This window comes from Streptomyces malaysiensis subsp. malaysiensis, from assembly GCF_040653035.1.
GTDB lineage: Bacteria > Actinomycetota > Actinomycetes > Streptomycetales > Streptomycetaceae > Streptomyces > Streptomyces malaysiensis.
On the sequence record NZ_JBEZNG010000008.1, the window covers coordinates 117646 to 142313 of the forward strand.

25 protein-coding genes and 1 riboswitch are annotated in these 24668 nt (G+C 71.8%); of the genes, 12 read left to right on the forward strand and 13 right to left on the reverse strand.

Annotation, left to right across the window (positions count from 1 at the left end):
- Positions 1–63: 63 nt before the first annotated feature.
- Positions 64–120, reverse strand: a complete 57-nt coding sequence (locus tag AB0E24_RS18325; protein ID WP_107119202.1) for a trp operon leader peptide — start codon at positions 118–120, stop codon at positions 64–66.
- A 129-nt stretch (positions 121–249) separates the two neighbouring features.
- Between AB0E24_RS18325 and AB0E24_RS18330 the strand changes: the two genes are divergently transcribed.
- Both AB0E24_RS18330 and AB0E24_RS18335 read left to right on the forward strand, forming a co-directional pair.
- Entirely contained in the window at positions 250–1599 is a 1350-nt protein-coding gene (locus AB0E24_RS18330; protein ID WP_069869403.1) for a class II 3-deoxy-7-phosphoheptulonate synthase, read from the forward strand.
- A gap of 163 nt (positions 1600–1762) precedes the next feature.
- Positions 1763–2029, forward strand: coding sequence for a (2Fe-2S)-binding protein (locus tag AB0E24_RS18335; protein WP_079257298.1), 267 nt, complete (start codon positions 1763–1765; stop codon positions 2027–2029).
- Positions 2030–2057: 28 nt separating this feature from the next.
- Here AB0E24_RS18335 and bfr read toward each other — a convergent pair whose 3' ends face one another.
- Positions 2058–2573 carry a bacterioferritin gene (gene bfr / locus AB0E24_RS18340; RefSeq protein WP_069869354.1) on the reverse strand — a complete coding sequence of 172 codons (516 nt, stop codon included), beginning with the start codon at positions 2571–2573 and terminating at the stop codon, positions 2058–2060.
- A gap of 158 nt (positions 2574–2731) precedes the next feature.
- Between bfr and AB0E24_RS18345 the strand changes: the two genes are divergently transcribed.
- Positions 2732–3355 carry a sulfite oxidase-like oxidoreductase gene (locus tag AB0E24_RS18345; protein ID WP_079257297.1) on the forward strand — a complete coding sequence of 208 codons (624 nt, stop codon included), beginning with the start codon at positions 2732–2734 and terminating at the stop codon, positions 3353–3355.
- A gap of 80 nt (positions 3356–3435) precedes the next feature.
- On the opposite strand, the gene AB0E24_RS18350 is transcribed toward AB0E24_RS18345, so the two are convergent.
- Positions 3436–3960, reverse strand: coding sequence for a DUF4396 domain-containing protein (locus AB0E24_RS18350; RefSeq protein ID WP_102934326.1), 525 nt, complete (start codon positions 3958–3960; stop codon positions 3436–3438).
- 81 nt (positions 3961–4041) lie between these two features.
- A complete protein-coding gene (locus tag AB0E24_RS18355) occupies positions 4042–4917 on the reverse strand; it encodes a deoxyribonuclease IV (RefSeq protein WP_180990617.1) in 876 nt (291 codons plus the stop codon).
- Positions 4918–5006: 89 nt separating this feature from the next.
- Here AB0E24_RS18355 and AB0E24_RS18360 point away from each other — a divergent pair, with 89 nt between their 5' ends.
- Complete coding sequence (locus AB0E24_RS18360) at positions 5007–5816, forward strand: maleylpyruvate isomerase family mycothiol-dependent enzyme (protein WP_283886940.1); 810 nt, start codon at positions 5007–5009, stop codon at positions 5814–5816.
- A 57-nt stretch (positions 5817–5873) separates the two neighbouring features.
- On the opposite strand, the gene pknB is transcribed toward AB0E24_RS18360, so the two are convergent.
- From pknB to thiO, 5 genes are all read right to left on the reverse strand, one after another.
- A complete protein-coding gene (gene pknB / locus AB0E24_RS18365) occupies positions 5874–7808 on the reverse strand; it encodes a Stk1 family PASTA domain-containing Ser/Thr kinase (RefSeq protein ID WP_283886942.1) in 1935 nt (644 codons plus the stop codon).
- An 88-nt stretch (positions 7809–7896) separates the two neighbouring features.
- Positions 7897–8355 carry an SRPBCC domain-containing protein gene (locus tag AB0E24_RS18370; RefSeq protein WP_359378197.1) on the reverse strand — a complete coding sequence of 153 codons (459 nt, stop codon included), beginning with the start codon at positions 8353–8355 and terminating at the stop codon, positions 7897–7899.
- A gap of 152 nt (positions 8356–8507) precedes the next feature.
- Positions 8508–9251, reverse strand: a complete 744-nt coding sequence (locus AB0E24_RS18375) for a thiazole synthase (RefSeq protein ID WP_237288250.1) — start codon at positions 9249–9251, stop codon at positions 8508–8510.
- A 182-nt stretch (positions 9252–9433) separates the two neighbouring features.
- Positions 9434–9634 (reverse strand): sulfur carrier protein ThiS, encoded by a 201-nt coding sequence (gene thiS, locus AB0E24_RS18380; RefSeq protein WP_069869358.1) that lies wholly within the window; start codon positions 9632–9634, stop codon positions 9434–9436.
- On the reverse strand, positions 9631–10818 hold the full coding sequence (gene thiO, locus AB0E24_RS18385; RefSeq protein ID WP_283888835.1) for a glycine oxidase ThiO: 1188 nt from the start codon (positions 10816–10818) through the stop codon (positions 9631–9633). The genes thiS and thiO overlap by 4 nt, the downstream gene beginning before the upstream one ends.
- A 66-nt stretch (positions 10819–10884) precedes the next feature.
- Positions 10885–10998, reverse strand: a riboswitch (TPP riboswitch).
- A 527-nt stretch (positions 10999–11525) separates the two neighbouring features.
- Between thiO and AB0E24_RS18390 the strand changes: the two genes are divergently transcribed.
- From AB0E24_RS18390 to AB0E24_RS18410, 5 genes are all read left to right on the forward strand, one after another.
- Entirely contained in the window at positions 11526–12707 is a 1182-nt protein-coding gene (locus tag AB0E24_RS18390; RefSeq protein ID WP_359378493.1) for an NAD(P)/FAD-dependent oxidoreductase, read from the forward strand.
- Between the two features lie 113 nt (positions 12708–12820).
- Positions 12821–13186, forward strand: coding sequence for an Rv2175c family DNA-binding protein (locus AB0E24_RS18395; protein ID WP_069870214.1), 366 nt, complete (start codon positions 12821–12823; stop codon positions 13184–13186).
- Positions 13187–13376: 190 nt separating this feature from the next.
- Entirely contained in the window at positions 13377–14030 is a 654-nt protein-coding gene (gene thiE / locus AB0E24_RS18400; protein WP_079257292.1) for a thiamine phosphate synthase, read from the forward strand.
- Between the two features lie 319 nt (positions 14031–14349).
- Entirely contained in the window at positions 14350–15267 is a 918-nt protein-coding gene (metF, locus tag AB0E24_RS18405; protein WP_069870210.1) for a methylenetetrahydrofolate reductase [NAD(P)H], read from the forward strand.
- Positions 15268–15334: 67 nt separating this feature from the next.
- The gene (locus tag AB0E24_RS18410) at positions 15335–16357 is read left to right on the forward strand and encodes a hypothetical protein (RefSeq protein ID WP_232639861.1); all 1023 of its coding nucleotides are present in this window, start codon (positions 15335–15337) and stop codon (positions 16355–16357) included.
- Between the two features lie 149 nt (positions 16358–16506).
- On the opposite strand, the gene AB0E24_RS18415 is transcribed toward AB0E24_RS18410, so the two are convergent.
- The 4 genes from AB0E24_RS18415 to AB0E24_RS18430 all read right to left on the reverse strand — a co-directional run bounded on the left by AB0E24_RS18415 (position 16507) and on the right by AB0E24_RS18430 (position 22033).
- Positions 16507–18063, reverse strand: a complete 1557-nt coding sequence (locus AB0E24_RS18415; RefSeq protein ID WP_359378207.1) for a phytoene desaturase family protein — start codon at positions 18061–18063, stop codon at positions 16507–16509.
- 403 nt (positions 18064–18466) lie between these two features.
- Entirely contained in the window at positions 18467–19087 is a 621-nt protein-coding gene (locus AB0E24_RS18420; protein WP_359378210.1) for a TetR/AcrR family transcriptional regulator, read from the reverse strand.
- A 35-nt stretch (positions 19088–19122) separates the two neighbouring features.
- The gene (locus AB0E24_RS18425) at positions 19123–21207 is read right to left on the reverse strand and encodes a YhgE/Pip family protein (RefSeq protein WP_359378212.1); all 2085 of its coding nucleotides are present in this window, start codon (positions 21205–21207) and stop codon (positions 19123–19125) included.
- On the reverse strand, positions 21179–22033 hold the full coding sequence (locus AB0E24_RS18430; RefSeq protein WP_359378215.1) for an ATP-binding cassette domain-containing protein: 855 nt from the start codon (positions 22031–22033) through the stop codon (positions 21179–21181). Before AB0E24_RS18430 ends, AB0E24_RS18425 begins: the two co-directional genes overlap by 29 nt.
- Positions 22034–22225: 192 nt before the next feature.
- Here AB0E24_RS18430 and AB0E24_RS18435 point away from each other — a divergent pair, with 192 nt between their 5' ends.
- The 3 genes from AB0E24_RS18435 to AB0E24_RS18445 all read left to right on the forward strand — a co-directional run bounded on the left by AB0E24_RS18435 (position 22226) and on the right by AB0E24_RS18445 (position 24479).
- Positions 22226–22759, forward strand: coding sequence for an SAV_6107 family HEPN domain-containing protein (locus AB0E24_RS18435; protein ID WP_079257287.1), 534 nt, complete (start codon positions 22226–22228; stop codon positions 22757–22759).
- A gap of 270 nt (positions 22760–23029) precedes the next feature.
- Positions 23030–23812: a methyltransferase gene (locus AB0E24_RS18440; RefSeq protein ID WP_069870196.1), complete on the forward strand. Its 783-nt coding sequence runs from the start codon at positions 23030–23032 to the stop codon at positions 23810–23812.
- 271 nt (positions 23813–24083) lie between these two features.
- A complete protein-coding gene (locus tag AB0E24_RS18445) occupies positions 24084–24479 on the forward strand; it encodes an SCO2097 family morphological protein (RefSeq protein ID WP_069870194.1) in 396 nt (131 codons plus the stop codon).
- The last annotated feature ends 189 nt before the right edge of the window (positions 24480–24668 follow it).

Sequence of the window (24668 nt, forward strand, 5' to 3'; positions counted from 1 at the left end):
ACCCGCGGAAACGCCGAAGGCCGCCCCTCGGGCGGCCTTCGCGAGATCTTGGGAGTGCGCGATTCAGCGGGCCGCCGGATGAGCGGTCCACCACCAGGTCATGGTCAGTCGCGCGAACATGCGGTGGACTCTACCTCAGCGGTGAGGCATGAGGTGGAGCCCGGAGTTCTCGAAGGTGAGAGGAAGGCCGGTGTCTCATCTTCTGGGCGGCGGACTGGACGGCGGTGAAGACCCCGTAACCTTGTGCGGGTGACCGTGAACGCTGAAACCCACGCTGGTGGCAACACCTGGCAGTCTCTTCCCGCGGCGCAGCAGCCCGACTGGCCGGACCGAGCGGCTCTGCGCGATGTGATCGCTGAGCTCGAGTCCTATCCGCCGCTCGTCTTCGCCGGCGAGTGCGACGCGCTGCGGCACCGCCTGGGGGCCGTGGCGCGGGGCGAGGCGTTTCTGCTCCAGGGCGGTGACTGCGCCGAGGCGTTCGACGGCGTGGGCGCCGACCAGATCCGGAACAAGCTGAAGACCCTCCTTCAGATGGGCGCCGTGCTGACCTACGCCGGGTCCGTCCCGGTGGTGAAGGTGGGCCGGATCGCCGGGCAGTACAGCAAGCCGCGCTCCAAGCCGACCGAGACCCGCGACGGGGTGACCCTGCCCACCTACCGTGGCGACTCCGTCAATGGATTCGAGTTCACCCCCGAGGCGCGGATCCCCGATCCGCAGCGGCTGAAGCGGATGTACCAGGCGTCGGCCTCGACGCTGAACCTGGTGCGTGCCTTCACCACCGGTGGCTACGCGGACCTGCGCCAGGTGCACGCCTGGAACCAGGACTTCGTGAAGTCCTCGCCATCGGGGCAGCGCTACGAGGTGCTGGCGCGCGAGATCGACCGGGCGCTGGCCTTCATGAACGCCTGCGGGGTGGACCCGGAGGAGTTCAAGACCGTCGAGTTCTTCTCCTCGCACGAGGCGCTGATCCTGGACTACGAGACGGCGCTGACCCGCACCGACTCGCGCACCGGTGAGCTGTACGACGTCTCCGGGCACATGGTCTGGATCGGCGAGCGCACCCGGCAGCTGGACGGGGCGCATATCGAGTTCGCCTCCAAGGTCCGTAACCCGGTGGGCGTGAAGCTGGGCCCGACGACCACGCCGGAAGAGGCGCTGTCGCTGATCGAGCGGATCGACCCGGACCGCGAGCCGGGCCGGCTGACCTTCATCACCCGGATGGGCGCGGACAAGGTCCGCGACAACCTGCCCGACCTGGTGGAGAAGGTGACCGCCTCCGGTGCGCAGGTCGTCTGGGTCTGCGACCCGATGCACGGCAACACCTTCGAGGCGGCGTCCGGGCACAAGACCCGCCGCTTCGACGATGTGCTGGACGAGGTCAAGGGCTTCTTCGAGGTCCACAAGGAGCTCGGCACCCATCCGGGCGGTATCCATGTGGAGCTGACCGGCGACGATGTCACCGAGTGCGTGGGCGGCGGCGACGAGATCTTCGTCGACGATCTGCACCAGCGCTACGAGACGGCGTGCGACCCGCGGCTCAACCGCAGCCAGTCGCTGGACCTGGCGTTCCTGGTGGCGGAGATGTACCGGGACCAGTAGGCATCGTCCGGGGTCGGTGAAGATCACAAAGACGCAGGTGGGGCGCGGATCACATGGATCCGCGCCCGCTGTGCGTTGTGGGGGCCCGATGCGGCAGGTAAGGTAAGGGTTACCTCACTGATCAACGCCGTCGCCATCCGCCATCGTCACCGCTGGAGAGCCCGTGTACGTCTGCTCATGCTTCGGCATCACCGAGCGGCAGGTGCGTGAGCACGCGGAGACGGGCGCGTGCACCCCGCGCCAGATCGCCGGTGCCTGCAAGGCGGGCACGGACTGCGGATCGTGTGTACGGAAGATCCAGGCATTGCTGGGCCGCGGTGCCTGCCCCCGGCGCGAGGCGCTGGACCCGGTGGTCCTGACGACGGCCGCGACAACGGCGGCTGCCGCTGCCGCTGCCGCCCCGGCACAGGCGGCGGCCGAAGCGGCCTGACCGGCGGATCGGTGCCGCCGCCGCGGGCTCAGTGGCCCTTTCCGCTCCCGGAGTAGTTGTCGCCGTTGTCGCTGGGCTGCTCGATCTGCTGGGCGATGTAGAGCGGCTCGCCCAGCTTCTCGACCAGTTCGAGCTGGGTGTCGAGATAGTCGATGTGGAGCTCCTCGTCGGCGAGGATGTACTCGAAGACATTCGCCGAGGTGATGTCCCCCTTGGACCGCATCAGCTCGATGCCCCGCCGGAGGCGGTCGATCGCCTCGATCTCCACCTGCCGGTCGGCCTGGAACATCTCGGTCACCGTCTGACCCACCCGCACATGGAAGAGCCGCTGGTAATTAGGCAGCCCATCCAGGAGAAGGATCCGGTCGGTGAGCATCTCCGCATGCTTCATCTCATCGAAAGACTCCGACCGGGTGTATTTGGCAAGCCGAGTCCAGCCAAAGTGATCCTGCATCTTTGAGTGCAGAAAGTACTGATTGATCGCGGTCAGCTCGCCGGTCAGCTGCTCGTTGAGGAACTCGAGGACCTCGGGGTCACCCTGCATCGGAGGGGCTCCTTCCAATCCGATCGGGAACGGCAGGTTCCGCGCATCGTCGCATCGCGCCTGTTGGGGCGTCCAGTAAGTGCACGCTTAGTACGAGTTGTGCCTGTCCCTGATGCCCTGGTCACGACCACCCCCGGTGGTCTGAGACCATGGAGCCCATGGGTCAGTCGGAAAGCCGCGAGGGGGAGCTCGCGAAGCTGCCTCCGGGGCAGCGACTCCAGCGCGGTTGGCCGGTTACGCACTATGGGCCGGTCCCGAAGTTCAAGCCGGACCGATGGGAGTTCCGGGTCTTCGGCGCCACGGCGGATGGCGATAAACGCTGCTGGACGCATGAGGAGTTCTCGGCCCTGCCCTACTCGACCGTTGTCGCCGATCTGCACTGCGTCACCAAATTCAGCATGCTCGACGCCGAATGGGGCGGGGTTTCCGCGCTGGCGATCGTGGAGCTCGCACCGCCGGCGCCCGATGTCACCCATGTGATGGTGTGGGCGGAATACGGCTTCAGCTCGAATCTCCGGCTGACCGACTTCATGACGGAGACCGCGATGTTCGCCACCCACAAGGACGGCGAGCCGCTCACCGCCGAGCACGGCTTTCCGGTGCGGCTGGTGGTGCCCCATCTCTACGCCTGGAAGGGCCCGAAATGGGTGCGCGGGGTGGAGTACATGACCGCCGACCGCCGCGGCTTCTGGGAGGAGCGCGGCTACCACAACATCGGCGACCCCTGGGCCGAGCAGCGCTACTCCTACCAGGAGGAGCCGGGCGACGGCCCGGAGCTCTAGACGGCCGCCAGGGGCTCCGGACCGGGCCGGGGTGCTCACGGCGCCGCCGTACGGCGGTCAGTGGTACTGCCGTACGGCGGTCAGTGGTACTGGTGGACCACCGCATGCCCCTTGCCCCGCCCGATCATCCACCTGTTGACCGGTGTGGTGATGAGGAAGGCCACCACGAACGACAGGGCCAGGCTGAGCCAGAAGAGCGCGTCGGACAGCGTCGCGTCCATCGCGCCGGGGAAGGCGACGATCGTCGCGTTGTCGGCCAGCTCCATGATCGCGATCGATACGGTGTCGGCCGCCAGGGCCACCCGTAGCGCGCCGCGCATGTCCAGCCCCGCCCGCAGTACGCCCCGCATCGTCAGGGAGTAGCCGAAGACGAAGGCGAGCACGATCGCCAGGATCATGGTCGGGACGTTGTGCCAGGCCAGGGCCGTGCCGATGGCCATGCCCGCGATTTCGCCGATGGCGCAGCCGGTGAGGCAGTGCAGTGTGGCCTGGGCGGCCATCGGCCAGCTGGTCGAGGATCCGTGGCGCTCATGGGCACCATGGGACTGATGCCCGTGGTGGCCATGAGGTCCGCTCTGTGTGTGCTCATGCTGTCGCATATCCATACCCCCAGCGGTGGTCGCGTGCCGTCGACCGGCTCAACGCTATACCCCCTGGGGGTATTCCTCCATGTGTTGGACGCGTTCTCAGGCCGCCCCGGCGCGCAGGTCCTTCAGCCGGGCCACATCCGCCGCATGCCCCTCCGTACCGCCCGGGGTCTCGATCACCAGCGGCACCCCGTCCGTCGCGGAGTGGGTGAACAGCTCGCGGAACGGCTCCGCCCCGATGTGCCCGGCGCCGATGTTCGCGTGCCGGTCCTTGTGGGCGCCGACCACGTCCTTGGAGTCATTGGCGTGGATCAGCCTGAGCCGCCCCTCGCCCATGACGGCCACCAGCTCGTCCAGGGTCTGCTTCATACCGCCCGGCGCGGCGAGGTCATGGCCCGCCGCGAACACATGACAGGTGTCCAGGCAGACACCGAGCCGGGGGTGCCGGTCGAGCGCCTCGGCGTACGGGCCCAGGTCCTCCACCAGCGCGCACAGCGACGTGCCCTGCCCGGCGGTCGGCTCCAGCAGCAGCCAGGGGTCGTCGTCCCGGGTCAGCTCGTCAAGCAGCGGCAGCATCCGCTCCCGCATCTGCGCGATCGCGGTGGCCCGCGCGCGTCCCCCGGTCGCCGAACCGGTGTGGACGACCACGCCGAGCGCGCCGATCTCCCGGCCGCGCCGGAGCGAATGGCGCAGGGAGTCGACCGAGCGGTCGGCCGTGGCCTCGGTGTGCGAGCCGAAGTTGATCAAGTAGGGGGCGTGGACGTACACCGGTATGGACCGCTCGGCGCAGCCGGCGCGGAACGCCTCGTCCTGGGCGGGCGTGCCGGTCGGGGTGGCCCAGCCGCGCGGATTGGCGACGAAGACCTGGACGGTCTCGGCGCCGATGTCGGCGGCGTGCGCCAGACCGACGGTGGCGAGGCCACCGGCCACACGGATATGGCCCCCGATGGGGTTGCGGATGCGATGCGTACTCACGCCATCAAGGGTCCCAGGTGAGCCGGGCCCGAGTTGCCGGGGCTCCGGCCCGGCCCCGGCTGTCGGTGGGCGCCTTTACTGTGACGTACATGACTCTGCTGAGCTTTGACCGTCGCTGCTCCGAGATCGTCGCGCAGACCCGGCTGCTGCGGGGCTCGATCGAGGGCGCGGATCTGACCCGCCCGGTGCCCAGCTGCCCCGGCTGGAGCGTCGGGCAGCTGCTGCGGCATCTCGGCGGGACCCATCGGTGGGCCGAGGAGATCGTGCGGACCCGGGCCCCGGAAGCACTGCCCGACCAGCACTTCCGCGATCTCTCGCGCTATGTGGACGAGGACCCCGCCGAGCTGGCCCCCTGGCTGGTCGAGGGCGCCGAGCTGCTGGCGGGGACGCTGCGCGCGGCGGGGCCCGACGCGGAGCTGTGGACCCCGGTGCCGGACTTCGGGCAGATCGCGGGCGGGCGCGCGGACTTCTACGCCCGCCGCTTCACCCATGAGACGGCGATCCACCGGGCCGACGCGACCCTGGCTCTCGGCGCGGAGTACACCCTCGACCAGGAGGTCGCCCTGGACGCGTTCGACGAGTGGCTGGCGCTCGGCTCGCTGCCGATGCACTTCGAGATCCACCCCTGGATGCGCGAGCTGCTAGGCCCCGGCCGCACCCTGCACTTCCACGCGACCGACACCGCGCCGGAGATGGCGGCGGAGTGGGTGGTCGACCTCACCGGCGACGCGATCACCTGGCGGCGGGCGCATGAGAAGGCCACGGTCGCGGTGCGCGGGCCGCTGACCGATCTGCTGCTGATCATCTACAAGCGGCGCCCGGCCCGGAGCGCGGGCGTCGAGATCCTGGGCGATGAGAAGCTGCTGGACTTCTGGCTGGAGCGGGTCAGCTTCGGATGAGCCGCCGGACGGACGGCGGGCGCCATCCGTCCGGCACCAGCCGTCCGGCGGGGTCCCTCAGAACACGCCGCCCTTGACCTTGATGGTGATCGTGCTCCCCTTGGGCGCCTCGTCGCCGCCCTGCACCGACTGGTCCTGCACCGCGTCCCCGGGGAAGAGCAGCGCCTTCTCGACGTTCACCTTGAAACCGGCCTCCTCCAGCTTGGCCTTGGCCTCGTCGACCTTCATGCCCGTGACATCCGGCACCTCGACCATCTGCACGCCCTTGGAGACGGTCAGCGTGACCGTGTCGCCCTCGGCCCCCTTGCCGTCCCCCGAGGGTGACTGCTCGGCGATCGAGCCCTCGTCCTCCTCCGAGAACACCTGCCGGTCGGCGATCTTCACCTTGAAGCCCTGGTCCTCCAGCGTGGACCGGGCCTCGTCGACCGAATCGCCCACCACGTCCGGGATGTCGACCGGCCGGCCCTTGCTGACCACGATCGACACCGGCGTCTCGGGGCGGCGTACCGAGTCGGGGGCCGGGCTGGTGGAGAGGACCGAGCCCTGGGCCGTCTCACTGCTGAAGCTGCGGGTGATCCGGCCGACCGTCAGCCCCTGGTCCGCGATCTTCCGCTTGGCCTCGGCGAGCGGCATGCCCACCACATTGGGCACCTCGGCCCGCGGCCGCCCCTGGGAGATCCGGATGGTCACGGTGCCGGTGTCGCGGACCCGTTCGCCCGGCCCCGGCTTGGTGCCGATGACCTTGCCCTTGGGGACGACATCGCTGAACTCGTTGACGACCTTCACACCGAGACCGGCGCCGTGCAGCTTCTTCTCGGCCTCCGCCTGGGTCTTCCGCAGCACCGGCGGCACCTCGGTGAACTGGCCGACGCTGATGTACCAGATCCCGGCGCCGAGGCCGAGCGCCAGCAGCACCGCGGCGACGATCGTCACGATCCCGCGGCGCGGCAGCCGGCCCCGGCCGCCCCCGCGGTGCCCGTCCTGCCGGGGCGGTTCCGGGGGCAGCTCCAGCCGGCTGGTGTGGTTGAACCCCTCCTGGCCGTCGAGGGCCGCCGCCGGGCGCGGAATCACCGACGTACGGTTCTCGGAACCGGCCAGCGGGTCCTCCTCCCTGGCCTGCGGGGGCGCCGCGTCCAGCTGCTCGTCGGTCAGCGCCGCCCGCGCCGCGCGGGCCGCGCCCAGCAGCGCGACGGCGTCGGCGGGGCGGGCCTCCAGGCGGCGCGCGGTGGCCGAGGCCACCAGCGCGTCCAGCTCCGGGGCGACCTCGGGCGCGAGGGCGGAGGGCGGCGGAACGTCCTCGTTCAGATGCTGGTAGAGCACCTGCGCAGGGGTGGTGCCGCCGTGCGGCTTGGCGCCGGTCAGCATCTCGTACAGCACCACGCCGCAGGCGTAGACATCGGCGCGGGGGTCGGCCGTGCCGTGCTCGATCTGTTCGGGCGCGAGATACGACACGGTGCCGAGAAGGGTGCCGGTGGAGGCGCTGGTATTGGTGTCCACCGCCCGGACCAGCCCGAAGTCTGCCACCTTGACCCGGCCGTCGTCCCCGATCAGCACATTCTCGGGCTTCATGTCCCGGTGGACGAAACCGGCGCGGTGGGCCGCCCCGAGCGCGGCCAGCACCGGCTCCAGGATGTCCAGCGCGGCGCGTGGATGCAGGGCCCCGCGCCCCCGGAGCACATCGCGCAGGGTGCAGCCCGCCACGTACTCCATGGCCAGATAGACATGGCCGCCGTCCGTTCCCTGGTCATAGACGGCGACCACATTGGCGTGCGCGAGTCTCGCAACGGACTTCGCTTCCCGGATGAATCGGTCGACGAAGGCGGTGTCGGAGGCGAGGCTCGGATGCATCACCTTCAGCGCGATCACACGGTCGAGCCGGGTGTCGACGGCCCGGTAGACCGTCGCCATCCCGCCCACGGCGATCCGCGCCTCGACGCGGTAGCGGCCGTCGAGCTCCTGCCCGACGAGGGGGTCCTGGAGGGTCGTATCCACGGGGGAAGTCTACGAGGCGCCGATCCGGGCCAGGACCGGCCGCCCCAGGTGGGGTGGGTACTTGCAGCGGAACGGTGACAACGGCGGGTCAGTTGTGCGACGCGGCGGCGATCGCGGCCAGCTCCTCGAGCGCCGAGGTCCAGGACAGCGTGGCGTATTCCGCGTGCTTGGCCTTGGCGTCGTCGGGGACGGCCAGGGCACGGATGCCGCTCTCCGCGAACCGCAGCCGGGTGCCCCGCCCCTCGGGGGAGAGCGTGAACTCCACCAGGGTCGCCTCGCCGGGGTCCGAGGGGGCGTGATCGGGTTCCAGGGCCAGCCGGAAGCGGAACAGGGTGTCCGGAACCGCTCGCTCGACCTGACCGTGGAACTCTCCGTGTTCATCCCAGCGGAACCGGAGCCTCCCGCCCGGATGCGGATCGATCTCGCAGCCGCCGGGCGCGTACCAGGCGCGGATGTGCTCGGGCGTCGTCAGCACCCGCCACACCCGGTCGATCGGCGCCGGTACGAACACCTCGCGCTCGATCCGGTCATCCACGGTCACGGTCACGGCGACCACCTCCGCGCTGTCGCGCTGCTCCCTGCCATCCACGGTAGAGGCCCGCGGCGGCCCCCGGCAGGGAGCAGGAGGTCTCTCCGGCTGAGGCCGGGCAGGGGGGGCAGGGGGGCAGAGGGCCTTTCCCGGACGAGTGCAAGGACCCCTTAGCCGAACGCAGGGCGCTCGGGGTCCAGGGCCGCCAGGCCCTCGGCCGGGCTCGACGCCTCGGCGAAGTGGCGGCGCGGGATCCGGCCCGCCCGATGGGCCAGCCGGCCCGCCTCCACCGCGTACCGCATCGCCCCCGCCATCAGCTCCGGCTCCTGGGCCCGGGTGACGGCCGAGGCGAGCATCACCGCCGCGCACCCCAGCTCCATGGCCAGCGCGGCGTCCGACGCCGTGCCCGCGCCCGCGTCCAGGATCACCGGCACGGTGGCGCGCTCGACGATCAGCTGGAAGTTGTGCGGATTGCGGATGCCGAGCCCGGAGCCGATCGGGGAGCCGAGCGGCATGATCGCGGCGCAGCCGACGTCCTCCAGCTTCCGGGCCAGGATCGGATCGTCATTGGTGTACGGCAGAACCGTGAACCCGTCGTCGACCAGGATCTCGGCCGCGTCCAGCAGCTCGATCGGATCGGGGAGCAGGGTGCGCTCGTCGGCGACCACCTCCAGCTTGATCCAGTCCGTGCCCAGGGCCTCCCGGGCGAGCCGGGCGGTGAGCACGGCCTCACCCGCGGTGAAACACCCGGCGGTATTGGGCAGCGGGCGGATGCCGTGGCGGCCGAGCACGGAGAGCACCGACCCCTGCACGGTGGGGTCGAGCCGCCGCATCGCGACGGTCGTCAGCTCGGTGCCGGAGGCCAGCAGCGAGCGCTCCAGGATCTCCAGGCTGGGCGCGCCGCCCGTGCCCATGATCAGACGGGAGCCGAAGTCGGTCCCGGCGATGGTGAACGGGTCGGGCGCGGTGAGGGACGCGAGGCGCGGGGTGGCGGGGGCGCTGGTGACGGCCGGGGCGCTGGTGACGGTCGTGGCGTCTGCGCTGGTCGTGGCGTCTGCGCTGGTCGTGCTGGTCGTGGTGGGAGCCATGGGTGGGATCAGCCTCCTTGGACCGCGGTGAGGACCTCGACGCGATCACCGTCGCCGAGCGGGGTCGCGGACCACTGGGTGCGCGGGACGACCGTCTCGTTGACGGCGGCGGCGACGCCCGAGGGCGCCTGGGTGAGGGTCGCGACAAGCCGGTCGAGGGTGGTGCCGTCGGGGATCTCGCGGGGTTCGCCGTTGACGGAGACGGTCATGTCTGCTGCTCCTGTGCTGGGGAGGGCGCGGCGGCGGGGACGGCGGAGACGGTCGGGGCCGCTCCGGTGCCCGAGGGGGCCGTAAAGCGCCGCGGGGTGAACGGCCGGGCCTCCGGCGGGAGTTCTCCGCTGGTCAGCGCCTCGGCCATGACATCGCCTGTGATCGGGGTGAGCAGGACGCCGTTGCGGAAGTGGCCGGTGGCCAGCAGCAGACCCGGCAGCGCGGTCGGGCCGAGCATCGGGGCGTTGTCGGGGGAGCCGGGGCGCAGCCCGGCACACGTCTCCACCAGCGGCAGTTCGGTGATGCCGGGAACCACCTCATGGGCGTCGCGGAGCAGTTCGTACACCCCACCCGCGGTGACGGTGGTGTCCCAGCCCAGCTCCTCGCTGGTCGCGCCGATGACCAACTCGCCGTTCTCGCGCGGCACCAGGTAGACCGGCCCGCCGCGCACCACGGCCCGTACGGTCCGGGACAGGAACGGCGCGTACCGCTCGGGCACCGACAGCCGCATCACCTGTCCCTTGACGGGCCGTACGGGCGGCAGGACGTCATCGGGGACGCCCGCGAGCCGTCCGCTGAGGCTGCCGGCGGCCAGCACGGTCCGCTCGGCGGCCAGCCGTACGCCCCCGGTCAGCTCGACCCCGGTGGCGCGGTCGCCGTCCACCAGCAGCCGCTCCACACGGGCGCGGTGGAAGGCGACCCCGGCCCGCTCACACGCCGTGAGCAGCGCCGCCGTCAGCCGCCGCGGGTCCACCTGGTGGTCGCCCGCGACCCGCAACCCGCCGTGCACACCCGGCGCCAGCATCGGCTCCAGACGGCGGCATTCACGCCCCGTCAGCCACTCGGACTCCAGCCCGAGCCCCTGCTGGAACGTGTGGAGCTCACGCAGATGGGCGCGGTCGTCGGCGTCGAACGCCACGGCGAGCGTGCCGCACGCGCGGTAGCCCACGTCCTGGCCGCTCGCCTCCTCCAACTCGGCCACGAAGTCCGGATAGCGGCGCGCCGAGGCCATGTTGAGACCGAGCAGGGTCTGCTCGCCGTAGTGGAGCTCGGTGACGGCCGCCAGCATCCCGGCCGCGACCCAGGCGGCCCCACCGCCGGGCTCCGGATCGGCGAGCGCGATCCGCACCCCCCGCTGAGCCGCCCGCCAGGCGGTGACCAGCCCGACAATGCCGCCCCCGATGACGAGGGCGTCGTAGCGCCCGTTGTGGCCTGATGTGTGTGGCTCGTCGTCGTGATCTGGTGCGTGCGTGGACACGCTGCCCCTCCCTTCGCCGGCATGACCCGGATCAGGTTCGTACGGTCGGAGGCCGTTCCAGCCTCCCTCTCAGCCCGGTACGTCCGGGCTCCCGCGAGTGCTCTGTCCCGCCACCCTAGTACGAGGCCCGAATCGTCCGAAAGAGCAGCCGACCCCAACCCCTAGCCTCGCCCCCCTCCGCCGTCTGAGGAACGGGGTCGGGGCGGAGCCCCGTGTTCCAGCTCCTTCGGCGTTTGGGGGCGGGGCCGGGGGCGGAGCCTTGTGTTCCAGCTCCTTCGGCGTTTGGGGGGCGCGGCCGGGGGCGGAGCCTTGTGTTCCAGCCTCTCCGGCGCTTGAGGAGCGGGGCCGGGGGCGGAGCCCCAGCGGGGTGACGGGGCGGAGCCCCGTCTTTCGGGAAGGGGCGGGGTGGGGGACTCACCGCCGAAGGCGCCCACGCCCCGCACCCAGCCCCAGGGCGGAACCCCACCCACCCCCCACCACCACCCGCCGCTCCCCTTCTGTGCCCGAGATCTCGCCCCGCCCTCTCCGGCCCACCCCACCAGCCGCAATACAGTGATCGTGTGAGCGATGAGACGACGACGAAGCCGTCTTCGAACGGCGGCGAACAGCGGGTGGTGATCGTCGGAGCGGGAATGGCGGGGGTGCAGACCGCCGTCGCGCTGCGCGAACAGGGCTGGACCGACGAGATCGTCCTGCTGGGCGCGGAGGTCCACCAGCCCTACGACCGGCCGCCGCTGTCCAAGGCCGTACTGCTCGGCAAGGCCGAGGGATCGACGCTCGACGTGGACTTCGCCGGGCTCGGCATCGGGCTGCGGCTCGGCGTCGAGGTCACCGGCCTGCGCACGGACAAGCGCCTCGTGGAGACCGCGACCGGGCAGCTCCCGTACGACGTCCTGGTGCTCGCCACCGGCGCCGAGCCGATCCCGCTGCCGGGCAGCGAGGGCGTGCCCGGCGTCCATCTGCTGCGCACCCTGGACGATGCCACGCGGCTGCGCCCGGTGCTCGCCCGGCAGCGCGAGATCGCGGTCGTCGGGGCGGGCTGGATCGGCGCGGAGTTCGCCACGGCGGCGCGCGAGGCGGGCTGCGCCGTGACCGTGGTCGAGGCCGCGGACCGGCCGCTGGCGGGCGCCCTCCCGGCCGAGGTCGCGGCCCCCATGGCGGCCTGGTACGAGGACTACGGCGCCCGGCTGGTGACCGGAGCCCGGGTCGCCTCCGTGGACGAGGCCGGGCTGGTGCTCGGCGACGGCACCCGGCTGCGGGCGGGCGCGGTGGTCGTGGGGATCGGGGCCCGGCCGGCCACGGACTGGCTGGCGGGCTCGGGCGTGGAACTGTCCGGGGACCGCTCCGTCGCCGCCGACGAGCGGCTGCGCGCCTCGGCGCCGGACGTCTACGCGGTCGGCGACTGCGCCTCCTTCCCGTCCGCCCGCTACGGATCGCGGCTGCTGGTGCACCACTGGGACAACGCGCTCCAGGGCCCGCGCACCGTCGCCGCCAATGTGGTGGGGAGCCGGACGGCCGCCCACTTCCCCGGTGTCGTCTACGACCCGGTGCCGTACTTCTGGTCCGAGCAGTTCGGGCGGTTTGTGCAGTACGCCGGACACCACGCGGGCGCCGACGAACTGGTCTGGCGCGGCGATCCGGCGGGTGCCGCCTGGTCGGTGTGCTGGCTGCGCGAGGGCGCCCTGGTCGCCCTGCTGGCCGTCGGCCGTCCGCGCGATCTGGCCCAGGGGCGCAAGCTGATCGAGCGCGGCGCCCGGCTGGACCGGACGCGGGCGGAGGACCCGTCGGTGCCGCTGAAGTCGGCCGTCCTCTGACCGGCCGGGCGGCCGCCGGTCGGCCGCCGGACGGGGCGTCCGGGGCGGGGCGGGCGGCCCGCGCGCCGGGCGCCCGGCTACCCACTGTCAGTCCCAGATGGCAGGCTTGTTCCGTGACCGAGATTGACGCAAAGATCGATGCTCTCGTCCCCGCCTGGCTCACCCTCCCCGATGTCGCCGAGCGGCTAGGGGTCGAGGTGACACGCGTTCGGCAGCTGGTCAAGGAGGGCCAGCTGATCGCGGTGCGCCGTGGCGAGAACAGGGTGCTTCAGGTGCCCGAGGAGTTCATCGGTGAAGGAAGGGTCGTCAAGGGCCTCGTGGGCACCTTGACGCTTTTGAAGGACGACGGCTTCAGTGACGAAGAGATGCTGGAGTGGCTCTTCACCCCCGATCCGAGCCTGCCCGGCACCCCGGCACAGGCACTCAGCGAGAATCGCGGTACGGAAGTGAAGCGGCGCGCCCAGGCGCTCGCCGTCTGACGCCCGCTGTCCGACACCGCCGGCGCCCAGCCTTCCGCGGCGTTCCGTACGGGGCTCGTACAGCACTCGTACGGGGCTGGGACAGGGCTGGTCGTTTTCGCGTACTCGTAATTCGCTGTCGCATCCGGCGTACGGGCCGGGCTCCACTCACGGCCCGTACGCCGCCCGACCCTCCCGGGGGAGCCGATCCATGTCCACCACCGCCACCGCTCATGAGCAGCTGGCCGACGCCCGCCTCTACCTGTGCACCGACGCCCGGAAGCGCCAGGGCGACCTGCCGGAATTCCTGGACGCCGTTCTGGGGGCGGGGGTGGACATCGTCCAGCTCCGGGACAAGGAGATGGAGGCGGCCGAGGAGCTGGAGCACCTCCGGGTCTTCGCGGACGCCTGCCGTCGGCACGGCAAGCTGCTCGCCGTCAACGACCGGGCCGATGTCGCACACGCCATCGGTTCGGATGTGCTCCATCTGGGCCAGGGCGATCTGCCGGTGCCCGCGGCGCGCGCGATCCTCGGCGAGGACGTGCTGATCGGGCGCTCCACGCATGCGGAGGCGGAGGTGGACGCGGCGGCCGTGCAGCCCGGTGTGGACTATTTCTGCACCGGCCCCTGCTGGCCCACCCCCACCAAGCCCGGCCGCCCCGCCCCGGGGCTGCCCCTGGTGCGCTACGCGGCAGCGCTGGGCACGGATCGGCCCTGGTTCGCCATCGGCGGAATCGACGCCTCCAACCTGGATCAGGTCCTGGAGGCGGGCGCCCGCCGCATCGTCGTGGTCCGGGCCATCACGGCCGCCGACGACCCGGCGGCGGCGACGGCGGACCTGGCCAAGCGGGTGCGCGCGGTCTGACCGGGGTTCAGCCGCCCACCGGGTTCCGGCCTGGCGTCTGGCCTGGCGCCCGGCCGACACGGTTCCGGCCTGGCACGTCTCCGGCCCGACACGGATCCGGCCCGACACGGGCCGGACCTGACCTGACCATGCCCCACCCGGCTCTTCACCCGTCTTTCACCCGGTTTTCATCCCGCTCGGCTCGTCCGCCGGTCAGGACCGCGCGGTTCTGTCCGCGCTGGCGCACAGTTCTGTCCGCACTCCGGACAGAAAGCTGGCAAAACCCCCATATCTCCGAGGTCGGGTGGGCGTAACCGGGCCAGGTCGATAGCCTGCTCATATGGCCCTAGGCACCGCTTCCACCAGGACCGATCGCGCCCGGACCGTGCGTGATCTTCTCGCGTCGGGCGAGCAGTCGTATTCCTTCGAATTCTTCGCCCCCAAGACGGCGAAGGGCGAGCAAACGCTGTGGAACGCCATCCGCAGGCTGGAAGCCGTCTCGCCCACCTTCGTCTCCGTGACCTACGGGGCCGGTGGCTCCTCCCGCGAGGGCACCGTGCGCGTCACCGAGCGCATCGCCACGGACACCACGCTCACCCCCGTAGCCCATCTGACCGCCGTCAACCACTCCAGGGCAGAGCTGCGCAACATCATCGGCCAGTACGCCGGTGCCGGGATCCGGAACATGCTCGCCCTGCGCGGTGACCCGCCGGGCGATCCCATGGGGGAGTGGATCAGCCACCCCGACGGTCTCGACTACGCCGCCGAGCTGGTCCGGCTGATCAAGGAGTCCGGGGACTTCTGCGTCGGCGTGGCCGCGTTCCCCGAGATGCACCCCCGCTCGACGGACTGGGACACCGACATCGGTCACTTCATTAACAAGTGCCGCGCGGGCGCCGACTTCGCCATCACGCAGATGTTCTTCTACCCCGAGGACTATCTGCGGCTGCGCGACCGGGTCGCCGCCGCGGGCTGTACGACACCGATCATCCCTGAAATCATGCCCGTCACGAACGTCAAGCAGATCGAGCGGTTCGCTCAGCTCAGCAATGCCGCGTTCCCGCCCGAACTGGCCGAGCGAATCCTGGCGGTGAAGGACGACCCGGCGGCTGTACGCTCGATCGGGATCGACTACGCCACAGAGTTGTGCGCGCGGTTGATGGCCGAGGAGATCCCCGGGCTGCACTTCATTACCCTGAACCACTCCCCGGCGACGCTGGAAATCTACGAGAATCTGGGACTGCACCAGCGGTCCTGAAATCTGGGACCGCGTCAGCGGTCCTGATGACGGCAGCCGACGGGCGGCCGCATTGAGAGGGGCGGGCATGGGCTGGACGGTCCTCTACATCGCTTTCGGCGTCGTCGCGCTATGGCTGCTCGGCGAGGTCCTCTTGCAGTACAAGGCGCGGCTGCGCTGGCGGCTGCTGGCCTTCGTCGGCTTCCTGGGTGTGGTCGGCGGTGTGCTGATCCCGTCGGTTCCGGTGATCGGGGTGGGTGCGATCGCCTTCGCCATAGGCCAGACGTATGTGACGCTCTCCTTCCGGCGCGGTTTCGCCGCGGGCTGGGCGCTGAGCGGCGGGCTGCCGGGGCTGCTCGGCCGCGAGGAGAGGGGCGCCCGGCCGGACGGCGTGGACAAGGAGCCCATCCTCGAGGTGTCCGACCTGGAGGCGGTCCCGGCGGCCCAGCCGGAGCCGCCCACCTACCAGCCCCAGCCGGAGCCGCCCACCTACCAGCCGCAGCCGATGCCGGACGAGACCGGTGAGTACGGCGTCTACGAGGAGCCGTCCCCCTTCACCCCGGCCTCGGGCGAGTACAGCGACGCGGCGGCCGCCGGCTACAGCGCGTACGAGACGTACGGCGGCTACGGCTCGCAGCAGGACCACAGCCAGGGGCAGGGCCAGAACTACGGCCAGGACGTCTACGCGGACCAGATGGGCCAGGCCGGGCAGTACGGCTACGGGAACGAGGCGTACGCGGCCTACGGCCAGGACCCGTACGGCGGCGCCCAGCCCCAGCCCCAGCCCCAGGCCCAGCCCTATGACCAGCAGGTTTACGGTCAGCAGCAGTACGAGCAGCAGCAGTACGCCGACCAGTACTCGGCCTATGGCCAGCAGGACCCGTATGGCGGGGGCGCGGCTTATGGCGGCGACCACTGGGCGGCCGACGCCTCCTACCCCTCACCGGACCAGGGGTACGACGTGATGCAGTCCGGCGGGCCCTGGGTGCCGCAGCAGCGCGAAGGCGACGCGGCGCCCGCGGCGGACCAGCAGGCGTATCCGTACCAGCAGCAGCACCAGGGGCAAGGGCAGGGCTACCCCCAGGGCTTCGACGAGCAGTACCGCTACTGAGCCGGGAGGCGGGGTGAGCCCCGCCGCCGGATGAGCCCCGCTCCCGGAGAGCGGGGCTCACGCGTTTCCCAGGAGCCACCGGAGCCGATCCGCTCGGAGCCGCTCTGCCGCGAGTTGGAGCCGCCCTGCCGGGAGCCGCAGGGGCCGCCCTATTGGGAGCCGCGCCAGTCCTCCCCCTCGACGATCAGCCCGGCCACCAGCGCGCCCGACATCCCGGCATGGGCGAGCCCACCGCCCGGATGGGCCCAGCCGCCCGCCAGATACAGGCCCGGGAGCCGGGTGACGTTGGCGGGCCGCAGAAACGCGCCGTCCGCTCCGGCGAGCGCCGGGCCCGGCACGCCGCCGCCCCGGGCGCCCGTCTCCGCGCCGGTGTCGGCGGGGGTGCGCACCTCATGCCACAGCAGCCGGTCCCGCAGCCCCGGTATCGCGGCCTCGGCGGCCGTGATCAGCCGCTCGGCGTCCTGCTCCGCCGCCGTGCCGTCCGTCCAGTCCACCGGGCCGTGCGGGGCGACGACGGCGGTGAGGGTGACGGCCTCATGGTCCTCGTCCGGGCGCACCGCGGGGTCGGCCGGGCGCAGCACGGTCACCGTGGGGCGTGGGCAGGGCTCGCGGAGCCCGGGGCCGTCGCCGAAGACGGCGGTCAACTCCGCCTCCCGGTCCGGGGCGTGGACCACGGTGCGGTGTGCGGCGTCCTCGGGACGGGCGCCGCTCAGCGCCAGGAAGACGGTCAGCCGCCCCGGTGTGCCGCCGCCCGGGTCGGGCTCCGGCCGCACATCGCCCTCCCGCCAGGGTTCCTGCCCGCCGAGCAGCGGCGGCAGCAGCGCGGGGTCGATACCGGAGACCACCACGTCGGCCTCCGCGACGGTGCCGTCGGCCAGCTCCACGCCCGCCGCGCGGCCGTCCTTCTCCACGATGCCGGTGACCTCGGCCTCGAAATGGAACTCGACCTTTCGCCGGCGGCAGCGCTCATGGAGGGCATCGGCGAGCGCGCGCATCCCCCCGCCCACATACCAGGTGCCGAACGTCTGCTCGATATAGGGCAGCACGGTGGCCGCGGCGGGGGCGGCGCGCGGGTCGAGGCCGTGCGCCAGCGCATGGCTCTCCAGGAGGGCCGCGGCGCGCGGATCCTTCAGCTCCCGGCGGGCCACTTCGGCGAGCGTGCGCGGGCCGTCGGCGCGGCCCCGGCCGAACAGGCCACCGAGCCGGCCGCGCCGCACAGGGGCCGCCGGATAGGGGTCGCGGCCCAGGACCCGCCAGTCGGCGCGCAGCGGCTCCTCCAGGAGCGGTCTGCGGGTGGCGTCCCACACCTCGCGCGCACGGTTGACCAGATCGCTCCAGCGCTCGCCCGCGCCCGCGCCGAAGGCGCCGTCCAGCGCCTGGAGCACCCCGGCCCGTGAGGCATTGGGCAGCCGGACGTCCGTGCCGTCGGCGAAGAGGTGCCGACTCGCCGGGTCCACCTGGACGAGCTCGACGCTCTGCTCCAGGGTCTGCTTGCCGGTCTTGACGAACAGATCCCGGTAGACGGCGGGCAGGTGGAGCAGCCCTGGCCCCGTGTCGAAGCGGAATCCGTCCCGCGCGAAGCGGCCGACCCCGCCGCCATGGGTCCGCCCGCGCTCGTACACCACCACTCGGTGGCCCGCCACGGCCAGCCGGGCGGCCGCCGCCATGGCGCCCATCCCGGAGCCGATCACCACGATCCGTGCCATGACCGTGACTTTATCCGCCCCCACCGACAGCCGGGTCACCCCGCCTGGGGACGAGTGCGCAGACCTGAGTACGCGTACTCAGCCGGGGAGATGAGTAGCCGCGCGGATGGGCCGCCACCTGCGCGGACGGAAGAGTGGAGCACACGGAAGGGCCACGCGCCGGACCGCCGGCACGGGGCGGCGGAACGGCGCGGGCCCGGACGAAAGGTGGGAGTCACCGGGAGTCTCCGGACCAGGAGCCTCCAACGGGGGAAGTACGGGGGAGTTACGGGGGGAGGCGCTGCTCCGGTCAGGTTGAAGTCCATCTGACCGGAACAGCGCCTTCTGTTTTCACCCGACGGCTGTTCCGCCCGCTCCCCAGGCCGTCCGGAGGGCCCTGGAAGGGCCACGGGGCGACGGCCGGCTACCCGGAGGCCACGGTTCCGCCGACGCGGCCCTGGAGCAGCCGTGACAGCGCCGCGTGCACATCCTCCAGCGACCGCTCCGGCTGATACGACTGCCAGTCCAGCGCGGCCACCAGCACCATCCCGAACAGCGCGGACGCCGTCAGCGGGATGTCGATGTCCCCGCTGAACTCATGGGCGGCCACCCCGGCCCGCAGCTCGGACTCGATGACCGCTATGGCCCGCTGCCGGACCATCATCAAGGTGGACTGCCAGGCGCGGTTGGTGCGCCACAGCTCGGCCACGTACAGCTGGGTCAGCGACGGATAGCGGGAGATGAAGTCCAGTCCGGCCCGGACCATGGCGTCCAGCGCGTCCACATGGCTGCCGCCGCGCTCGGCGTTCTCGTCGGCGGCGCTCTGGAGCGATGCGGTCAGCAGCTCGATGCCGTGCCGGAGCAACTCCTCGAAGAGCACGGTCTTACTGGCGAAGTTGTAGTAGACCGTGCCCTTGGCCACCCCGGCCCGCTCGGCGATCTCGTCCACCGTGGTGGAGGAGAAGCCCTGTTCGGCGATGAGGGTGACCGCTGCCTCGAAGAGCTTCTGCCGGGTGGCCTGGCGGCGTGTGCTGCTGCTGTCCATGGCGCCGATTGTGCCCGTTGTCGATGTTGCTCCGCTCACAGACTCAGCTCCGGATGCAGCCGGTTCAGCGACCATACCTGCCGGCGCCGCGCCGACCACGCGGTGAGCGCCAGGGCGGCCGCGGTGTATCCGAGGAGCACCCCACAGGCCGGCCACACCGGGCCAAGGCCGCCTCCGGTGATGAGCCGGCGCAACCCGTCCACCACGTAACTCATCGGCAGGAAGGGGTGGATGGCGTTGAAGAAGCCGGGGCTGGTCTGCACCGGATAGGTGCCGCCCGCCGAGGTCAGCTGGAGCATCAGCAGGGCCAGCACCAGGATCCGGCCGGCCGGTCCGAAGCGGGCGTTCAGCCATTGCACGATCGCCGCGAAACAGGCCGTCACCAGCATCAGGAAGCCGAGGGTGCCCGCGGCCCGCACCATCTGGAGGCCGATCGCCCAGTGCAACACCGCCATCAGGGCCAGTGTCTGGAGCACACCGATCGCGGCGACCGGCAGCCAGCCCGCGAACGCGATCCGCCAGGACGAGGCGCCCACCGCGAGCGCGCGCCCGTTGAGCGGCTGGATCAGCATGTAGGCCACCATGGCGCCGACCCACAGGGAGAGCGGGATGAAGTACGGGGCGAAACCTGTGCCGTAGTTGGGCGCCTTGTGCACCGCCTGGTTGACCAGCCGTACCGGATCCGACATCACCTCCGTACGGTCGTCACGGTCCTGTTCGCCGTAGTCGGGGATCTTGGCGGCGCCGTCGTGCAGACCGCCGGAGAGCTTGCCGGAGCCGTCGACGAGCCGGTACATCCCGCCGCCCAGGGTGTCCGCGCCGCCGCGCGCCTTGCCGACGCCGCTGTCGAGGTCGGAGGCGCCGGTCTTGGCGGTGTTCAGCCCGGTGTGCAGGGTTCCGGCGCCCTCGGCGACCTTCTGCGCCCCGGAGTTGAGGGCGTTGACCTTCCGTACGGCGGTGTCGAGGTCGGTGTCGAGGTGCGGGGCGTTGTGGGCGAGCCAGACCGCCTGGTCGTGCAGATCGTCCAAATGGCCGCCGAGGGCATCGAGTTCGATGGTGTGGTCCTTCACCAGCTGGTTGACGTCCTCGGCTACATCGGCGGCGGTACCGGCCGCCGCCACCGACTTCTTCAGCGCGGGGCAGTCCGGGCCGGCGGGCACCGCCCCCTCACAGCGGGCCCGGTGGTCGGCGGCGAGGTCGTCGGACGCCTTACGGGCCTTGGCGGCCGCCGTGGCGGTCGTCTCGGGCAGGGTGTCGAGGTTGTCGGACGCCTTCCGGGAGGCGTCGGCGACCAGTTGGGAGACGTCCCCGATCTCCTTGCCGTGCTCCTTGAGGAACGGGCGGACCTTGGCCGCCACGTCGTTGACCTTGTCGGACAGGGACTGGGTGCCGTCGGCGACCCCGCCCGCGCCGGTCTTGAGCGTCCCGGAGCCCTTGTAGAGCGTGCCGAGCCCGGACTTGAGATCGCGGCTGCCCTCCTTGGCCTTGGCCAGGCCCTCGGCGAGGTCGTCCGCGCCCTTCTTGGCCTTGCCGATGCCCTTACCGAGCTTGTCGGCGCTCTTGGCGGCCTTGGCCGTCTCGCCGTGGATATCGGCGAAGGAGATGAAGATGTTGTCGTAGAAGCCGCGGGACGCCTTGGCGGAGGCCGCGGCGCGCACCTCGGAGAAGACCGAGCGGGAGATCTGGCCGACGATGTAGTTGTTGGCGTCGTTGGTGCGCACCTTGAGGGCGCCGGTCTCCGGGGACTTGCCGGAACTGGAAGCGATCTGCCGGCTGAAGTCCGAGGGCACGGTCAGCGAGAGGTAGTACGTGCCGTTCGCGACGCCCTTACGGGCCTCGGCGGCGCTCGTGGGATGCCAGTCGAAGGTCTTGCTGTCGAGCAGCTCGCCGGTGATGTCGTCCCCCGCGGCGAGGCGCTCGCCCCGCACGGTGGCGCCGGTGTCCGAGTTGACGAGGGCGACCGGGATCTTGTCCAACTTGCCGTACGGATCCCAGAAGGACCACAGATACAGCGCGCCGTAGAGCAGCGGCAGCAGAAGCAGCGCGGCGAGCGCGGCCCGCGGCAGCCTTCCCCTCCCGAACCGCTTCAGCTCAAGCGCGGCGAGTTTCGGCGAGCGCATCCGCCGCCCCCTCCTCGTTCTCGTCGTGTCGGTTGTCGTCGGCGGTGGGTGTGCCGACGGTGTCCGCGTCGGTCTTCCGGGGCTGCTGCGTCTTCTCGTCGCCGTCATCGGCGGCGCTCGTCCGGCCGGTACGGACGACGACCGCACCGGCCGGGGCCTGGCTGCACACCGCGAGGACCGTGGTGCCGCCCTCCGCGATCTCCCGGAGCAGCGCCCAGACCCGCTCGCGCTCGGCGTCCGAGAGCTTCATGTCGGCGTCGTCGATGCCCAGCAGCCGCGGCCGGGCGACGAGGGCGAGCGCGATCGACAGCCGCAGTGCCTCCATACGCTCCAGGTCCCGTACGGCCGTACGCGGCCCCTTGGGCAGCGTGTCGGGGTCCAGCCCGGCGGCCGTGAGGGCCGCGTCGATCACGGCCCGGGACGCGGCGGCCCGTTCACGGCGCGGGCGCAGCAGCCCGCGCGGGGAGTCGGTGAACCGGCGCCGCAGCAGGGCCCGCTCACGCAGATGCTCGGCGACCGTGAGCACCGGGTCGAGCTCGGCGACGCCCGGCACATGCGCGAGCGCGCTGATCCGGCGGATACGCGCCATCTGTTGGGGAACCCGGAAGTCCCCGACGCGGCCGTGCCCCTCGGTGGGGCGCATCCGGCCGGTGAGCGTGAGCAGCAGGGCGGTGCGGCCCGAGCCGGACGGACCCTCGATCGCGATCAGCGACCCGGGGTCGGCGGCGATACCGGCACCGCGGAACGCCCAGCCGTGCGGCCCCTTGACGCCGAGTCCCCCGGCCGTCACCGCCGCCCCGGACTCCGCCTCTGGGGTGCCCCCCACACAGATCACTTCCTTGGGTTTTTGAACTGACTGGTCAGTGCAAAAACAGTATGCGGCATGGTGAAGCGGGGCTTGGTGTCGGGGTCGTTCGCGCTGGTCAGAGCCGATTGTCAGTGGTGTGCCCCAGGATGGGCCCATACGGCGGTCGCTCTACCACATGACCGGCCGCCACGCGACGACAGGAGGTTCGTCATGGCCAGTACCGCCGCAGCGCGCCGGCACCGTGCCGCCGCCCCTGCCCCCTCGTTGACCGGTCCCGCCAGCGATGTCCACCCCGTGCTGCGCCGCGCGTCCGCCCCGCCCGCCGCCGTCGGCCTGCTCACTCAGGCACATCAGGGCCTGGAAGAGGCCGCCACACTCGAGACCCCCAACGAGCGCTTCGCGACCGCGCATCTGGCCGCCCTGCGCACGGCCGCCGCGGTGCTCGCCGTGCACGGCCGCCCCGAGCCCACCGCGCGCCGCCGCGCCCGGATCCGCAGCGCCTGGGAGGTGCTGCCGGAGGTCGCTCCCGAACTGGCCGAGTGGAGCGCGCTGTTCGCCTCCGGCGCCGAGCGCCGGGCCCGCGCCGAGGCGGGGATAGAGGGCGCGGCGACCCGGCGGGACGCGGACGATCTGCTGCGTGCCACCTCGATGTTCCTGCGGCTGGTGGAGCGCATGCTGATGTTGCAGCCCGCCCTGCCGCACCAGAGCCCACCGGGGGACGAGCCGGGCCCGGCGGGAGCCTGAGCCGGGCCTGGGGGAGCCTGAGCCGGGCCCGGCGGGAGTCTGTAGGGGGGCCCTCCGGCCGTCCCGGTATCCGCTTGGAGGGCGGCGGCCCCGGCCGCCCCAGCGCGGGTGGGTATCCGGTCGGGGACGGCCCGTGTCCGCTCCGGGCGGCCCTTCGGCCGCCTCGGAGCACCCGGCCCCATGGAGGCAATAGGCTGGGAGCGCCGACGTCAGTAAGCCGTCGTCACCGCCTCCGGGCGGTGGCGGCACCGCGCCGAGGAGCCACCCGCCGTGTCAGACCCGCAGCGCCCCCGTGCGTCCCTCCGTACCGCCGTGGTCTGGGAGGTCCTGAAAGACGCCCTGGAACGGCGGGCCAAGGCCGCGGGCCGGGAGGCGGTCGGGGGCGAGGCCGTGCACGGCGCGCTGGACGTCCTGGACACCGGTGGCGGCAGTGGCAACTTCGCCGTCCCCGTGGCCCGCCTCGGCCACCACGTCACCGTGGTCGACCCGAGCCCGAACGCGCTGTTCGCGCTGGAGCGGCGGGCCGCCGAGGCCGGGGTCGCCGACCGGGTGCGCGGAGTCCAGGGCGATGCCCACGGGCTGTTCGACGTGGCCGAGCGGGGCGGTTACGACGTGGTGCTCTGCCATGGCGTCCTGGAGTACGTGGACGACCCCGCCGAGGGCCTGCGGAACGCGGCGGCGGCCCTGCGCCCCGCCGGAACCCTCAGCGTGCTCGCCGCGGGCCTGGGCGGCGCCGTGCTCGCCCGTGCCCTGGCCGGTCACTTCACCGAGGCCCGGCAAGCGCTTACCGATCCCGAGGGCCGCTGGGGCTCCGGAGACCCCATGCCGCGCCGCTTCACCGCCGACCAGCTGTCCGAGCTGGTGACCGCGGCCGGTCTGGAGATCGCCGCGGTGCACGGGGTGCGGGTTTTCGCGGATCTGGTCCCCGGCGTGCTCGTGGACACCGAGCCCGGCGCGCTGGACGCCCTGTTGCAGCTGGAGGAGGCCGCCGCCGAACTGCCCGCCTTCCGTTCGGTCGCCACTCAGCTGCACGTTCTCGCCGAGCGGGACTGAACGCTCCTTCCGCCCCACCGGACGACGGGCGGTGCAGGTGGAGTCGGCCACAGGAGACCCGCTTGGACGTCCGGCGCCGTATGATCGGGGTACACCGTCCGGCATGGCCAATCGGCGGGAGGGGAATGGACGTCTCAGCGTCAACTTTCGCCACGCCCGAAGGGGTGGGCGAATTGGCGTTGAGGGGCGGGTTTCACGGGGGCGATTCCCTGCCTATCCTGAAAGGGTCGCACCCCGGTCGCCCCCCGCGACCGACGAGTAGGAGGACTCCGTGCCGCTCTCGGAGCACGAGCAGCGCATGCTCGAGCAAATGGAGCGAGCGTTGTACGCCGAAGATCCCAAGTTCGCGACAGCGCTTGAGGGAAGCGGCCTGCGCACGTACACCCGGCGACGGGTCTACCAGGCGGTCGCGGGTTTTCTGGTGGGTATCGCACTCCTCATGGTCGGAGTGATCGTCCCCCAGATCTGGATCAGCGTGGTGGGCTTCCTGATCATGCTGGGATGCGCGGTGCTCGCGGTGACCGGTTGGCGTAAGGCTCCCAAACCCGGCGAGGCGCAGCAAGGAGGCGGCGGGGCGGCTCCCCGCCGTCAGGGCCGTCAGCGCCGTTCGATGATGACGCGTATCGAGGAGCGGTGGCAGCGGCGCCGCGATGAGCAGGGCCATTGAGAATTCAGGGATGAACGATTGAGGGGCGGTCGCCGACTGGCGACCGCCCCTCAACTGTGCTGTGCCTTTCCGCTGTGCTGTGCTTTTCCCCGCCGGTGCCCTTCAGCCGTGGAGTAGCCGTGTGCTGTGGCTGTGGCTGTGGCTGTGGCTGTGGGCGTGGCGTGGGCGTGCTGTGGCCTCGCGGCCCTG